This is a genomic window from Nonomuraea rhodomycinica (assembly GCF_013363995.1).
GTDB lineage: Bacteria > Actinomycetota > Actinomycetes > Streptosporangiales > Streptosporangiaceae > Nonomuraea > Nonomuraea rhodomycinica.
Genome location: NZ_JABWGO010000005.1, coordinates 280,528 through 294,566, shown reverse-complemented (window position 1 = coordinate 294,566; position 14,039 = coordinate 280,528). Strand labels below are relative to the sequence as shown.

The window sequence follows — 14,039 nt, the reverse complement described above, 5'->3', positions numbered from 1 at the left end:
CGCCTCACACCGCCTGTCGTGGTCGTGCGCGCCGGGTCAGACGCCCATCGACTGCGTGTCGTTGCTCTCGGCGCCGCCGGCCTCGGTCACGCCGTTCTTGAGGTGGTAGCGGGCGATCGCCTCGCGCAGCACCTCGCCGTTGAGCTCGCCGCGCTTGACCAGGCTCGTGAGCACGGCCAGCGTGATCGACGCCGCGTCGACGTGGAAGTGGCGGCGCAGCGCCGAGCGGGTGTCGGACAGGCCGAACCCGTCGGTGCCCAGCGACGACCAGTCACCCGGGACCCACTGGGCGATCTGGTCCTGCACGGCCTTCATGTAGTCGCTGACGCCCACGAACGGCCCCTGCGCCTGCGACAGCGCCCGGGTCACGTACGGCACGCGCGGCTCGGCGTCCGGGTTGAGCAGGTTGTGCTCGTCGCAGGCGAGCGCGTCGCGGCGCAGCTCGCTCCACGACGTGGCCGACCAGACGTCGGCCGACACGCCCCAGTCCTCGGCCAGCATCCGCTGCGCCTCCACGGCCCACGGGCCCGCCACGCCGGAGGCGAGGATGTTGGCCTTCGGGCCCTGCGTCTGCGGGCCGTCGGAGAACTTGTACAGGCCCTTGAGCAGGCCGTCCACGTCGATCCCGGCCGGCTCGGCCGGCTGCAGGTAGGGCTCGTTGTAGACGGTCAGGTAGTAGAAGACGTCCTCGGGCTGGTCGCCGTACATGCGGCGCAGGCCGTCCTTGACGATGTGCGCCACCTCGAACGCCCACGACGGGTCGTACGAGACCGCGGCCGGGTTGGTCGAGGCGATGAGCGGCGTGTGGCCGTCCTCGTGCTGCAGGCCCTCGCCGTTCAGCGTCGTGCGGCCGGCCGTGGCGCCGAGCAGGAAGCCGCGGCCCATCTGGTCGCCGAGCTGCCACATCTGGTCGCCGGTGCGCTGCCAGCCGAACATCGAGTAGAAGATGTAGATCGGGATCATGTGCTCGCCGTGCGTGGCGTACGAGGTGCCGGCGGCGATCGTCGAGGCCATCGAGCCCGACTCGCTGATGCCCTCGTGCAGGATCTGGCCCTGCACGGCCTCCTTGTACGACAGCAGCAGCTCGCGGTCGACGGCCTCGTACGTCTGGCCGTGCGGCGAGTAGATCTTCGCCGTGGGGAACATCGCGTCGAGACCGAACGTGCGCGCCTCGTCGGGGATGATCGGCACGAACCGGTGGCCGATCTCCTTGTCGCGCATGAGGTCCTTCAGCAGGCGCACGAACGCCATGGTGGTGGCCACCTGCTGCTTGCCCGAGCCCTTGCCGAACGTCTTGTAGACGTCGTCGCCGGGCAGCTTGACCGGCTTGGCCCGCACCACGCGCTTGGGCAGCACGCCGCCCAGCGCCGCGCGGCGCTCCTTCATGTACTCGATCTCGGGGTCGTTCTCGCCCGGGTGGAAGTACGGGGGCAGGTCGCCCTCCAGGGCCGAGTCCGGGATCGGCAGGTAGAGCCGGTCGCGGAACTCCTTCAGCTCGGCCTTGGTGAGCTTCTTCATCTGGTGGGTGGCGTTGCGCGCCTCGAAGTCCTTGCCCAGGGTCCAGCCCTTGATGGTCTGGGCGAGGATGACGGTCGGCTGGCCGACGTGCTCGCGGGCCGCCTTGAACGCGGCGTAGACCTTGCGGTAGTCGTGGCCGCCGCGCGACAGCTTGCGGATGTCGTCGTCGGTCAGGTGCTCGACCATCTTGCGCAGGCGCGGGTCGCCGCCGAAGAAGTTCTCGCGGATGTAGGCGCCCGACTCGACCGAGTAGGTCTGGAACTGGCCGTCGGGGGTGGTGTTCATCTGGTTGACCAGCACGCCGTCGACGTCGGCGGCCAGCAGCGGGTCCCAGTCGCGGCCCCAGACGACCTTGATGACGTTCCAGCCGGCGCCGCGGAAGTAGGACTCCAGCTCCTGGATGATCTTGCCGTTGCCGCGTACCGGGCCGTCGAGGCGCTGCAGGTTGCAGTTGATGACGAAGGTGAGGTTGTCGAGCTCCTCACGGGCCGCCACGCCGATGGCGCCGAGCGACTCGGGCTCGTCCATCTCGCCGTCGCCGAGGAACGCCCAGACGTGGCTGCGGCTGGTGTCCTTGATCTGCCGGTTGAGCAGGTAGCGGTTGAACCGCGCCTGGTAGATGGCGCCGATCGGGCCCAGACCCATCGACACCGTGGGGAACTCCCAGAAGTCCGGCATCAGGCGCGGGTGCGGGTAGGAGGGCAGGCCGTGGAAGCCGTGCGACAGCTCCTGCCGGAACGCGTCGAGCTGCGCCTCGTTGAGGCGGCCCTCCAGGAAGGCGCGGGCGTAGATGCCGGGCGCGGCGTGGCCCTGGAAGAAGACCTGGTCGCCGGACTCGCCGTGGTCCTTGCCGCGGAAGAAGTGGTTGAAGCCCACCTCGTACAGGGACGCGGCGGAGGCGTAGGTGGCGATGTGGCCGCCGACGTTGGTGCGCGCGTTGGCGCGGGACACCATGATCGCGGCGTTCCAGCGGATGTAGGCACGGATGCGGCGCTCGACGTGCTCGTCACCCGGGAACCACGGCTCGCGCTCCGGCGGGATCGTGTTGATGTAGTCGGTACTGCGCAGGCCAGGCACGCCGACCTGGTGCTCGCGGGCGCGCTCCAGCATGCGGAGCATGAGATAACGGGCCCTCGTGCGGCCCTCGGTCTTGACGACGTTGTCGAGGGACTCGAGCCACTCGTTGGTCTCGCTGGGGTCGACATCAGGCAACTGGCTGGGTAGGCCGTCGCTGATGATCGAGAAACGCTGGCGTCCGGAAGCCACTGGGTCTCGCCTTCCGAGGATGACGGATGTCTGGTCTGGGTCGCCTTCCATCCTGGTCGTTCGCCGTAGAAAGTGCATCTCTACTGGCCGGTAACCAGGACGTCCCTGCTGGCAGGGCGGCTAGTGGTGGCCTAGACCACCGATGGTAGGACGAATCAAGGGCCAAGGTTACATTGGGCGGCCAATTTAACAAGTCGGGAAAACCTGGGAAATTTCGCCCTCATGTGTGGAGTATCCCCCGAAGGGTGGACACCGTCACCCGCGGGGGGCGGGGCGGCCCGCACGCCGCGCGAGTCTAGCCGCCGGAGCAGGTACGGCGATCGTGGAGGGGAGCGCTGCCGCCTTCGCCGCGCCGCCGCGCGGGTGTCGCCGCGCGAGCACGGACAGTCCTTGCCGGATCCCACGGCGCGCCCGCGCGATCGGGCGCGCCCGAGTGTTTCGGTGATCGCCGCGATGATCCCGCGCGTGTCCGGCGATGCGGCGCCCACGCTTCCGGAAACCCGCGGACCGTGAGGAGACGCGGACCGTGAGGAGACGCGGACCGTGAGGAGATACGTGCGGGATGACCGAAGACCCCGAACCGACAACGCCGGGCGTGTCGTCCGCGGGGACGGCCCCGGGCGTCCGAGCAGCGTAACGGTTCGGTCATGATTTTTCCTGACCTCGTGGTGGGAGCCGGACATCCCCCTTTTCGTTTGGCGGCCACCGTACGAATGTGGAGATATGAACGCGACGGTAGGCGATCGGCTCCTTGTGCACGGGAACGTCGTCGGAGAAATCGATCACGGGGGAGTCATCGTGGAGGTCCACGGGGCGAACGGAGGCCCCCCGTACATCGTGCGGTTCGACGACGGGCACACCGGCCTGGTGTTTCCCGGCCCGGATGCGGTCATCGTGCCTCAGTAGAATTCACGTGTGAGATCCCAGATCATCTCCGTGGCCACGGGCTCGCGCGAGACGGTGCACGACATAACGCCGGCCTGCGCGGACTTCGTGCGCGAACAGGGCGAGGACGGACTGCTGCACGTCTTCGTCCCGCACGCGACCGCCGGCGTGGTCCTGATGGAGCTGGGGTCGGGCAGCGACGACGACCTGCTCGCGGCGCTGCGCGAGCTGCTGCCGGCCGACGACCGGTGGCGTCACGCCCACGGTTCGCGCGGTCACGGCAGGTCGCACGTGATGCCGGCGCTCATCCCGCCGTACGCCACCGTCCCGGTGGTCGGCGGCCGGCTGGCGCTGGGCACCTGGCAGTCGATCGCCCTCGTCGACCTCAATGTCGACAACCCGCAGCGCCAGGTTCGACTGTCATTTTTGTCCGATTAATTATGGCCGCCTACGGCCGTACCCGTGGCGACCGTTGACGACTGAGGGTCACAGCGTGTGGACTGTCCCGAAGCGATAACCGCACAAGCGGGGCCACTCAAGCAGGAGGGATAAACGTGAGCGCGACCGCGGGTCAGGCGCAGGGCGAGCGCGGCCTGGCCGAACGACTCGGCCTCAAGCCGGGTCAGGTGGTGCAGGAGATCGGTTGGGACGAGGACGTCGACGAGAAGCTTCGCGAGTCCATCGAGAACCTGACCGGCAACGAGCTGTTGGACGAGGACACCGACGACGTCGTCGACGTGGTGCTGCTGTGGTGGCGTGACGGCGACGGGGACCTGTTCGACGTCCTGAGCGACGCCATGCGAGGTCTCGCCGAAGGCGGCCAGATCTGGCTGCTGACTCCGAAGGCCGGACGTGACGGCCACGTGGAGCCGAGCGACATCGGGGAGGACGCCGCGACCGCGGGTCTCTCGCAGACCAGCAGCATCTCCGCCGCCCCCGACTGGTCGGGGACCAGGCTCGTCTCGCCCAAGGGGCGACGCTAGGGAGCACCAGTGCCGGCCGGATACGGCAGGATGAGTGCCGTGACGCAACATCCTGCCGCGGTGGGTGCCGTGGCTCCGGACTTCGAGCTTCAGGACCAGCACGGCACGCCCGTGAGGCTGTCCGGCTTCCGGGGCGGGAAGGTCGTGCTGGTCTTCTACCCGCTCGCCTTCAGCGGGGTCTGCCAGAGCGAGCTGGCCGCCCTGCGCGATCTCGACGTCGACGCGCAGATCCTCACCGTCTCGGTCGACTCCCTGTTCACCCACCGTGCCTGGGCGGACCAGGAGGGTTACGGTTTTCCCCTGCTCTCCGACTTCTGGCCACACGGACAGGTCGCCCGGGCGTACGGTGTCTTCGACGATGCGAAAGGCATCGCGCGGCGTGGCACCTTCATCATCGACGGTGAGGGCGTGATCCGGTGGTCGGTGGTCAACCCGGCCGGCACCGCACGTGACGTCGCCGCCTACGTGAAGGCACTCGCCGACATCTCGTAACGGAGGACACCATGCCCTGCTACCGCTGCGGGGCCCGGCAGACCGACCCCGTCAAGGGCGCCAGCCCGTGGAAGCGCGGGGTACGCCGGGAGTCCCAGGTGCTCATCTGCCCTGACTGCCAGCGCCTGCACGACCTCGATCTCGACTCCTGCCGTACGTGCGGGTCCACGGCGCTCATCTGCCGCCTGGGCGAGGTGGAGTGCCGGGCCTGCGGGGCGGTGCGGATGGCCCGGGCCAGGGCCTTCGCGGGTTCGGGGGCCCCGCCGGGGCTGTCGGCGGAGGTCGAGGCGGCCCTGAACCGGGTCCTGGGCCGCGCCTGAGCCCCTGAGGCGGACCGGCATTCTGAGAGGGTCGGCCCGACTGGGACAAGCCTTCAGAAACTTGGACAAGATGGGACGCGAGGCTGAAGAAGCCTCGGAGACCCCTTTCCAGACATTTACTGAGCTGCGCTATCGTCTCGTACCGTGTCCGAACCTAGGAGCAGTTCGTTCGTCGTAGCGCTCGACGTCGGTGGCACGTCCATGAAGGGCGGCCTCGTCAGCGAGTCCGGCGCGGTGCTGTTGAGCGAGCGACGCCCCACTCCGGTCTCGGAGGGGCCTGAGGCGGTCGTGGCGGCGATCCGCGACTTCATCGGCCACCTGGCGGACTCGGGCGACGGCAACCCGGCAGGGGTCGGCCTGGTCGTTCCCGGGCTGGTCTCCGAGGACACCGCCCTGTACGCCGCCAACCTCGGCTGGAGCGACGTCCCGGCCACCGCGTTCACGCCGCTGGACGTCCCCGTCCTGCTCGGCCACGACGTCCGCACGGGAGGGCTCGCGGAGAGCGTCCTCGGAGCGGGGCGCGGCGTTTCGGACTTCCTGTTCCTGCCGATCGGCACCGGCATCGCCGGCGCCATGATCCTGCACGGCGAGCCGTACGGAGGCGCCTCCGGCTGGGGCGGCGAGATCGGGCACATCCCGGTCTTCCCGGACGGGGAGCAGTGCGCGTGCGGCCAGTTCGGCTGCCTGGAGACGTACGCCTCGGCCGCCTCGGTCGGCCGGCGCTACAGCCAGCGCTCGGGCCTGGAAGGCATACGGGCCGAGCAGGTGGTCGCCTCGGACGACCCGGTGGCCATCGAGGTGTGGGACGAGGCCGTGGAGGCCCTGTCGCTGGCCCTGGCCACGTACACGCTGCTGCTGGACCCCACCATGATCGTGCTGGGCGGCGGCCTGGCCGAGGCCGGTCCGGCGCTCTTCGACCCGGTCCGCACCCGCCTCGTCAAGCGCCTCGCCTTCCGCGCCGCACCACCCCTGCACCCGGCGGCCCTGGGCGTGGACGCCGGCATGCTCGGGGCCTCACTCCTGGGCTGGCGCGCCGCCGGCCGCCCCGAACTGGGTCCGGGCTGGGTTCTTGATGTGCGATCCCAGCCGTTGGTGTCGTAAGGTGTAGTGCCGATCAGGGGCGGTTAGCTCAGCGGTAGAGCACTCGCCTTACAAGCGAGGGGTCACTGGTTCGAACCCAGTACCGCCCACCAGGTGAAACGGCGTGTTGCCGATCTTGTTTTCGCGGACCGAGTGACTATGCCTCGAAGAGGCTGTCCATCTTCTCCGCGCCCTGCATGAGCACGGGCGGATCTGCTTGCGGTAGACGGTCTCGGTGACCACGGTGTTCCGGCGGCCGACGAGGCGGGAGATGTCCTCGATCGGTACGCCGGAGTCCGACAGCAGCGAGACGAAGCTGTGCCGCATCTCCCGAGGGGACCAGTCCTTGCCGGGGAGATCGGCGTCGTCGAGGATCTTGCGGAAGTCGCGCCGTACGTTGTGCGCGGTGAGCGCCGTTCCGTTCTTTGTGCGGAAGGCGAGATCGGATTCGGTGGAGGTCTGTTCGTCGGCCAGGGCGCGTAGGACGTCGACGCACAGACGGGGCAGCTTTAGGCCGCGATCTGCGAATAGCGATCCTGCTTCCACAGCGGCATCGACGCTTCCAGGGCTGAGCCCAGTCCTTCTCGGGTCGGCGCATCCAAGGGCGGACCTTCGAGGCCGTACAGCGCCCGCCGTACTGGCCCCCACAGGTCGAGAGTCTGCTCGTCGGCTGGCTCCGCATCGTGCCGGATCATCAGCGAGGTTGTTGGCACCTTGAGGGCAACCGCGATCTTGCGCAGCGTTTCCAGCCGCACGTCTCTCCGCGCGTCCTGCTCAAGCTTCCGGATGAGCGAGGCAGACACGCCGGCAAGGTCGGCAAGGCCCTGCTGAGTCAGGCCCCGCCGCTTCCGGACGCTGCGGATGCGTTCGCCTATCGTGGCCACGAATCCATGCTAAAGACGGCACGCTCAAGCGTCGCGTGATCTCGAAACCTGCCCCTGGGAACAGGGCGAGGAGGGCGCGAGAGCGTCTCAGCCCGCTGGCGCGTCAAGGCCGGGCTTTTCTCCCGTGAACATCGAGGGCGTCGCGGCCGAGCTTCAGGGACTCCACGCTGATTGTCTCCTCGACGGTCCGCAATTCGTGTGGGCCGTCGAATGCATCGGTCCGCAATCGGAACCGGCTCACATCTTCAACCTTGAGAGCGCGGAGCCGCCAAGGCCGATTCGGGGAGTCCTGTTCAGTGTGGGCTAGAACTATGACGGCGGCGGGGTCTTGTGGCGTCTCGTGACGGGTGTGTGCGGTCGTGTACTTGGCGAGCCGGAGCTCACCTTCTGGGGGCAGGTCGAGAGCCGATGCCGTGACGAGGCGCGGGTGCTTCGCCTCTGGTGTGGTGATTCCTTCGATCCATGCTTTGGTGGCGTCCGGGAGCCGCTCCTCGCGGATGACGCGACGTAGTTCACCGATAAACCAGGGCGCCAGGGCGGAGCCACCCTTCTTGATCCAGGTCTCGGTCAGGTTACGGAATGCCTTCTCGCGGCGACTACCTCGGTGGGCGCCTGCGGCCAGGATGTCTGCATCCGCGCCAGCGAGTGCGCTCGCGAGCATCCGTACGGGAATCCGATCGGCGAGGTGGGCGTAGCGGACCATGCGGATCTCCAGCATCACGCTGTGCAAGATCCTGGCGGCGACCAGGACCGCGCCCTCTGGGTATGGTCGCCGTCGCTCAGGTGTGCGGCGAGTTTGTTCCTCACGGGGTGGGGTCCGCTGGTCGGCGGCCCGGCCCGCGGTGGAAAGATGCCAGGACCGGTCATCGGGGTAGGCGGTGCCGCTGGTCGCGCGTAGCTCTCCGCTCGCGCCGACGCCAATCACTATCCCCTCCGCCCCGCTATGCAGGGCGGCTCCCACCCGGTCGTCGGAGTCGAAGTTTACGTCGGTGACGTCCTCCAGCCACAGGTTCAACTCGGGCGGATCTGCCGCCTGTAGGCCACCGTCGTAGCGGCGCGGGGCGGACAGGACGAGTGACCCGGTCAGTCGTGTGCCGACACGTTCGATCAGTAGGGTGCGGACCTCGGCGGCGGCAAAGTCGTAGTCGGTTCCAAGCTCAAGCGCAGCCTCGGCGGTCAGCGGCATGAACGGGGGACTTACCTGCCCTCGGTAGTCCCTGGTGTGGAGAGGCTTCGCTACCGGTGGCGGCAGTAACCGCTCCAGTGGGTGCCCCGCCGCCGCGGCCTGCTCGACCATCCAGCTTCGCCGCTCCGATCCGAGATCGGCCATCCATGTGAGGGCAGCGCGGGCACGCCGTTCCCGCCCAATGGAGGTGAAGGCGGTCGCAGCATGGAACAGAGGAAAGGTGTTGTTGTCCCACATGTCCGCGACCTCGTAGATCGCTTGCCGGTCGTACGTTCGTGCGTCCGCTGACGCCTCACTGATCTGTACGAGCGACCTGTCCAGCAACGACCCCAGGGCGCCCAGCGCCGTCCCACTTCTGATCATCCCAGCGAGATATCGCGATCGATGTGCACCATGCAGTTGTACCTGTGAGGGGCTGGTGCGGCATCGTCTATGGCAAGGAAAAGATCACCGCCAATGACGTACCCCCGGAGCACCGTCCGCGCATGCGGAGGCGTTGACGCTGCCTCGCGGCTGATCGCAAGCATGGTCGTCGTGAGTGACTATCTGGGTGACAATCGCCATGAACGAGCCCGGACGGCGGTGGACAACGGTGGACCGCACGCCCAGGTCAGGGCGGGTTCCGGTGCTGGTCCCGCCCCTTTCTGGGTTGACTTACAAGCGAGGGGTCACTGGTTCGAACCCAGTACCGCCCACCCTGCACACCCACCCGTTGCCCACCTCCCGGGTGGGCCGTCCGACGCCCACCCGCACACCATGGCCCTCGCTCCGCTCGGACGCCTTTCCCGAGGGCCGGGCTGCGCCCGGCAGCTGTCGCCCATGATGACCATCTGATCAGTGGGCTCGATGCTGCGCCGAGGCTCCAACGGCTGCTCCTTGCCCATGCGCTCCCGCGGGCGTGGTGGGGAACAGCGCCGCCCGCCCTCGTGTCGCACCGAGCTGTGGTGCCGACAGCCGGCACGTCACCGCCGGCAACCGGCGACGCGATCCAACGCCGCTATCAGCTCATCCGCTGTCGAGACCTGAACTCCTTCCTGAGCAAGTGACAGGTCGTCCCAGTTGACCCGGGTCACGTCCAGGATGCCGCCCCGGAAAACGGCGACATCGATCTCCGTCGGAGGCTGCTCCAACCGGAGGATGTAGACGGGATCCATGCCGCCTGCCTCGAACGGCCCCTCCATCGTCAAGATCGTCCCTGCCGCTTCCAGCGCCCCAGCACGATCACGCCGCCACCGCTCCACCGGCGCAATGATCGGCTCGTTATCGTCATAGGGATGAAGATCGTCCATGATTCGCCATCCTGGCATCGATCGGCATGGCCATGCCTCCGGCGGGTCTCGGCTCCGAACTGATCGCGATGAACCGGCGCGCGGAAACTGGCGCCCGGCGATGCTCGATCTTCCTGTCTTCCACGTCCAGGCATGGCCCAGCAGTCCAAGGGCCAGGGGCCAAGCGCGTTCTTCCAGCAGGGAGCTCCGACCCCTGGCCCGCTGCCTGTGCAGGTGGACGAGACAGACGGGAAGATCGGGCAGAGGAGCCGCGGGCGGGCGGGGCTTCCGCATCAAGGATCAACGTGGAATGCTCTCCGCCGTGGCTGAATCGGATGAACCCGCGAGGCAGAAGAAGCCAAGTGACGATCACGTCGAGACCGAAACAATCAGCACGTACGGCACGGCGCTTCTCGTTCTCGGCGGAGCACTGTGCGGCGGGGCACTCCTGATCGGCGATGGTGAGCCTACGTGGCAGATACTCGGTGTCTTTATGCTCGTCGCGCTCACGGGACTGGTTCTACGCATCGAGGCGGCCATCCGTAGCCGGTGAATGTCCTTTTAACCTCGAGGCGTGCCATAAGCGTGCCATTCAATTGAGGTGGTACGGCGTGGCAGGCACGATTGAGCGGCTGTCGACGTCGAGCGGGAGCGCGCACCCACCCGTTGCCCACCTCCCGGGTGGGCCGTCCGACGCCCGCCCGCACACCACGGCCCTCGCTCCGCTCGGACGCCTTTCCCGAGGGCCGGGCTCCGCCCGGCAGCTGTCGCCCACGATGCCCATCTTGGCAGTGGGCTCGATGCTGCGCCGAGGCTCCAGCGGCTGATGCCTCCCCATGTCGGGAGGCATCGCGGTGCCGGGTATTCGTCGCGCATACTGCCCCCTGCAGCTATGACGAGCAGGCTCTTCCCTCGCGCACACCGACTATTCGGTTAGCACGTGGAGAGGTAGGGCGACCGATGGTCGAGGCTGCTTGTCAGAGCGTCCGCAGACAGGGTGCGAGGGATCGTGTGGGGCGGCGGCAAGGGCCGGGGGCCTGCTTAACGCTCCGGACGTGATCGTGGAACGGATCGGCCCTCTCTCATGCGCAGGATCAAGGTGACCGCGTCCTCCGAGCGGGTTCCGGGAGTCAGGACTTCCTGCAAGAGGAGGCCGCGAATCGCGGCGATGGTGACAGTGGCCAGATCCCGCGCTTCCTTCGTGTCGAGCCCTTCGCGTTCCGCGAGTGAGGACAGCATCACGGTCAGGTCGCCGATCGACTCTACGAACTCACGGAAGTCCTCGGGGCCGTACGCGGCCAGTCCGACAACGTAGAAGAAGCCGCGGGCACGCGACAGTTGCTCTGGCCGGGTGTAAGCACGCCAGATCGCCACGACGAAGTCGTCGAAGGTGCCCTGCTGGGCGGCCTCCAGGAGTGCCTCGTTGTCACGGGATCGCTGCGCCTTGAGCATGGCGGCCAAGACGCCCGAGAGTGACCCGAAGTGGTATCGCAACAGGGCGTGGCTGGTCTCGATCCGGACGGCGATCTCGCGGAGCGACATCTCCGGCGGGGGAAGAGCGTCGCCGAAGGCGTCGAGAAGCCGTGCCAGGAGTCGCCCGCGGGCGCTGCCCCTGCGTTCCGAGTTTGACAGGATCACTCCCGCAGTTTATCCATTGGAAAAGAACGATCGGCGGTCCCGTGTCGCTTCGCACATGGTCGCAGTCAGCTCGCAACGGCGGAGGATCGACCATGGGACCTGCTCGTGTAGTCGGCGCGGCGGTCATCGACGGATCGGGGCGCGATCCCGGCAACCTCGATATCACTGTCGAGAACGGCCGCATCACCCAAGTCGGTTCCTCCAGCGGGCACGGCGAGCGTCTCGATGCCGAGGGATTGACGATGACGCCCGGCCTGATCGACGCTCACGTCCACCTGGGCCTGTCGAGCCCGATCCGGCCGCACTTCTCGTTTCAGACAAGCGCCACCGAGATCGCGGCGGACATCTTCGCCACGGCCGGCGCGATGCTCGACGCCGGCTTCACCACCGTTCGCGACACCGGCGGGATCGACGGCGGTTTCGTCACCGCGATCGCGAAAGGCAAGGTCAGAGGGCCGCGCGTCCTGCCGTGCGGGCCTGTTCAGTGCCAGATCGGCGGGCACGGCTACTACGGAGCCGAAGGGGAACCCACCGAGCTGTGGAACAGTCACCACATCCCGGGCCTGTCGCCCTGTCCTCGCTGTCGCCAAGCACGCAGGAGTACGGATCGGGCTGGCTTCCGATCTCATCGGTCCGGCCCAGGACCGTCGCGGCGAAGAACTCAGCCTGCGCGCAGCCCTCGAGACGTCGATGGAAGCGTTCGTGGCGGCGACCCAGACCAACGCCGAGATCCTCGGCCTGTCCGGCCAGGTGGGTGTCGTCACTCCCGGCGCGCAGGCAGACCTCGTTCCTTGGAACGGCGACCCGCTCGAAGACCCGGAAGTGTTCTCCGACCCCACCAACGCCGTCCTCGTAAACCAGGCCGGCCAAATCGTGAAGGACCTCAGATGAGCACCATGTGGCAGGGCTGCCTCGCCCACACCGACTACTTCGAGATGCGCTCCAGCGGTGGGCACGACTACGGCGTCTGGGTCACCACGCCACCGCGCTACGACCCTGCCGCGGCGCAAGCGCCAGTCGTGTACGTGCTCGACGGCAACTGGGCCGTGGGCATGACCGCCCCACTCATCGTCACGCAGCTGGACCCCATGCAGTCGATTCGGCCCTACGTCCAAGTCAGCGTGGGTTACGCAGGCGAGGAGGCAGAGCACTGGGAGCGGTTGCGCAACCGCGACCTCGTGCCCCCCGGCGAACCCATCGCGAAGGAGTACATCGATGCGGTGGAGATGGGAATCGAAGCGGGCACGATGACTCGCGAGCAAGCCGACGCCTACCTCGCTGAACTGAGCGACAGCCGCGGGGATATGTTCCTGAACTTCCTTACCGACGACCTGCACCCGCGGATCGAACGCGACTACGGCACAGCCCCGAGCGGCCACGGCCTCTTCGGCTATTCCTACGGCGGACTCTTCAGTCTCTACGCCTGGCTCACCAATGGCACCTTCTTCGAGAGCATCGGCGCGGGCAGCCCCGGCATCGTCAATGCAGACAGTCAGGTCTTCGCCCGTCTTCAAGCAATGGGTGACACCCTGCCTGCCACCAAGCTTCACGTGACCTTCAACGACCGAGAGATCCTCGGAGACGTGGCGGTCTACCAGAATCTCGCGAAGAACGCGGCCACGTTCCTGCACCGCCTCACCTCACGCAGCGGATCTGTCACCAGCGCACTCATGCACGAAACGCACGTGACCGGGCTGCAGGCGTCGTTCCTCAGCTACCTCAGGACCTGCCGTGCCCAGTGAGCAGGGACGCCGCGGCTCTGCCTGACCGCCGCGCTGGGCGGCGGCGCTTCTGGGCAGCCAGTGCAGCCGTCCCGAGTCCCTGGCACCATTTTCCATCGGTCTTTTCGTGCATATCGTCCATGAACCGGCTGCCCGGCGGCGTGGTGCCATCTACGTCGCATTCATCTTCGAGTCGACTTCTCTGGAGGTGCGCGGGTGGCCGAGCGGGACTTCGTCAGCACGACGCCCCCTGCCGTGGGTATCGCCGAAGTACTCAGGCGACGGCTACCCGCCGGCCGGGTGGTGACTGATCCGGACATCGTCGCCGGTCTCTCCCACGACCAGGCGGTGTGGGCGCCTGTCGGCCGAGCGGTGACGGTCGTGCGCGCCAAGAGCCCCGACGAGGTCCGGGCCGTGGTTCGTGCGTGCCTTGACCAGGGAGTCCCGTTGGTTGCACGCAGCGCCGGTGCTGGATTGTCGGGGGCGCCAATGCCGTCGAAGGCGGCGTGATCCTGGCGCTGTGCTGCGTCAAGTACGGCGCCACTCGCGACTATGTCCTCGGTTTGGAGGTCGTGACCGGCACGGGAGAGGGGGTCCGGCTCGGGCGCCGTACGTCGAAGGGGGGCGCCGGCTACGACCTCGTGGGTCTCATGGTGGCTGCCGAGGGCACTGTTGGTGTCGTCACCGAGCTCACGGTCCGGCTGCGAGCACTTCGTACCAGCCCAAGCCGATCACGGTATCCACCCCTTCAGCACTGATCGGTCTGATCATGCGCTGCATGCGGTCTTCTGGCCATGC

16 protein-coding genes, 1 tRNA gene and 1 pseudogene are annotated in these 14,039 nt (G+C 67.7%); 12 read left to right on the top strand and 6 right to left on the bottom strand.

The features are described 5' to 3' along the window. Positions 1 to 36 precede the first annotated feature (36 nt). Entirely contained in the window at positions 37 to 2,784 is a 2,748-nt protein-coding gene (gene aceE / locus HT134_RS22885; RefSeq protein WP_175602484.1) for a pyruvate dehydrogenase (acetyl-transferring), homodimeric type, read from the bottom strand. A gap of 723 nt (positions 2,785 to 3,507) precedes the next feature. On the opposite strand from aceE, the gene HT134_RS22880 reads away from it, so the two are divergent. From HT134_RS22880 to HT134_RS22850, 7 genes are all read left to right on the top strand, one after another. Next, positions 3,508 to 3,690, top strand: a complete 183-nt coding sequence (locus HT134_RS22880; RefSeq protein WP_175602483.1) for a DUF1918 domain-containing protein — start codon at positions 3,508 to 3,510, stop codon at positions 3,688 to 3,690. A gap of 9 nt (positions 3,691 to 3,699) precedes the next feature. Continuing rightward, positions 3,700 to 4,107: a secondary thiamine-phosphate synthase enzyme YjbQ gene (locus HT134_RS22875; protein WP_175602482.1), complete on the top strand. Its 408-nt coding sequence runs from the start codon at positions 3,700 to 3,702 to the stop codon at positions 4,105 to 4,107. Between the two features lie 116 nt (positions 4,108 to 4,223). After that, a complete protein-coding gene (locus HT134_RS22870; RefSeq protein ID WP_175602481.1) occupies positions 4,224 to 4,652 on the top strand; it encodes a DUF3052 domain-containing protein in 429 nt (142 codons plus the stop codon). Between the two features lie 30 nt (positions 4,653 to 4,682). Beyond that, positions 4,683 to 5,144: a peroxiredoxin gene (locus HT134_RS22865; RefSeq protein ID WP_175602687.1), complete on the top strand. Its 462-nt coding sequence runs from the start codon at positions 4,683 to 4,685 to the stop codon at positions 5,142 to 5,144. An 11-nt stretch (positions 5,145 to 5,155) separates the two neighbouring features. Further along, positions 5,156 to 5,464, top strand: coding sequence for a hypothetical protein (locus HT134_RS22860; RefSeq protein WP_175602480.1), 309 nt, complete (start codon positions 5,156 to 5,158; stop codon positions 5,462 to 5,464). A gap of 144 nt (positions 5,465 to 5,608) precedes the next feature. After that, positions 5,609 to 6,565 (top strand): ROK family protein, encoded by a 957-nt coding sequence (locus HT134_RS22855; protein WP_312888337.1) that lies wholly within the window; start codon positions 5,609 to 5,611, stop codon positions 6,563 to 6,565. Between the two features lie 17 nt (positions 6,566 to 6,582). Continuing rightward, a tRNA-Val gene (locus HT134_RS22850) sits at positions 6,583 to 6,657 on the top strand. On the opposite strand, the gene HT134_RS22845 is transcribed toward HT134_RS22850, so the two are convergent. The 4 genes from HT134_RS22845 to HT134_RS22835 form a co-directional block, all read right to left on the bottom strand. Then, positions 6,614 to 7,090: a tyrosine-type recombinase/integrase gene (locus HT134_RS22845; protein WP_312888374.1), complete on the bottom strand. Its 477-nt coding sequence runs from the start codon at positions 7,088 to 7,090 to the stop codon at positions 6,614 to 6,616. The genes HT134_RS22850 and HT134_RS22845 overlap by 44 nt on opposite strands. After that, the gene (locus tag HT134_RS44775) at positions 7,054 to 7,428 is read right to left on the bottom strand and encodes a helix-turn-helix domain-containing protein (protein ID WP_217708210.1); all 375 of its coding nucleotides are present in this window, start codon (positions 7,426 to 7,428) and stop codon (positions 7,054 to 7,056) included. The genes HT134_RS22845 and HT134_RS44775 overlap by 37 nt, the downstream gene beginning before the upstream one ends. A 103-nt stretch (positions 7,429 to 7,531) precedes the next feature. After that, the gene (locus HT134_RS22840; RefSeq protein WP_175602479.1) at positions 7,532 to 8,851 is read right to left on the bottom strand and encodes a hypothetical protein; all 1,320 of its coding nucleotides are present in this window, start codon (positions 8,849 to 8,851) and stop codon (positions 7,532 to 7,534) included. A gap of 725 nt (positions 8,852 to 9,576) precedes the next feature. Then, on the bottom strand, positions 9,577 to 9,903 hold the full coding sequence (locus HT134_RS22835; protein ID WP_175602478.1) for a hypothetical protein: 327 nt from the start codon (positions 9,901 to 9,903) through the stop codon (positions 9,577 to 9,579). Positions 9,904 to 10,192: 289 nt separating this feature from the next. On the opposite strand from HT134_RS22835, the gene HT134_RS22830 reads away from it, so the two are divergent. Continuing rightward, positions 10,193 to 10,435: a hypothetical protein gene (locus tag HT134_RS22830; RefSeq protein ID WP_175602477.1), complete on the top strand. Its 243-nt coding sequence runs from the start codon at positions 10,193 to 10,195 to the stop codon at positions 10,433 to 10,435. Between the two features lie 488 nt (positions 10,436 to 10,923). On the opposite strand, the gene HT134_RS22825 is transcribed toward HT134_RS22830, so the two are convergent. Then, complete coding sequence (locus HT134_RS22825) at positions 10,924 to 11,520, bottom strand: TetR/AcrR family transcriptional regulator (protein ID WP_175602476.1); 597 nt, start codon at positions 11,518 to 11,520, stop codon at positions 10,924 to 10,926. A gap of 92 nt (positions 11,521 to 11,612) precedes the next feature. Here HT134_RS22825 and HT134_RS48135 point away from each other — a divergent pair. The 4 genes and pseudogenes from HT134_RS48135 to HT134_RS45845 all read left to right on the top strand — a co-directional run. Beyond that, a pseudogene (locus tag HT134_RS48135) lies at positions 11,613 to 11,900 on the top strand (hypothetical protein); the annotation flags it as partial. A 97-nt stretch (positions 11,901 to 11,997) separates the two neighbouring features. Then, complete coding sequence (locus HT134_RS45855) at positions 11,998 to 12,411, top strand: amidohydrolase family protein (RefSeq protein ID WP_312888373.1); 414 nt, start codon at positions 11,998 to 12,000, stop codon at positions 12,409 to 12,411. Next, positions 12,408 to 13,262, top strand: coding sequence for an alpha/beta hydrolase (locus HT134_RS45850; protein ID WP_175602475.1), 855 nt, complete (start codon positions 12,408 to 12,410; stop codon positions 13,260 to 13,262). Before HT134_RS45855 ends, HT134_RS45850 begins: the two co-directional genes overlap by 4 nt. Positions 13,263 to 13,457: 195 nt before the next feature. Continuing rightward, positions 13,458 to 13,751 (top strand): hypothetical protein, encoded by a 294-nt coding sequence (locus tag HT134_RS45845; RefSeq protein WP_246364992.1) that lies wholly within the window; start codon positions 13,458 to 13,460, stop codon positions 13,749 to 13,751. The last annotated feature ends 288 nt before the right edge of the window (positions 13,752 to 14,039 follow it).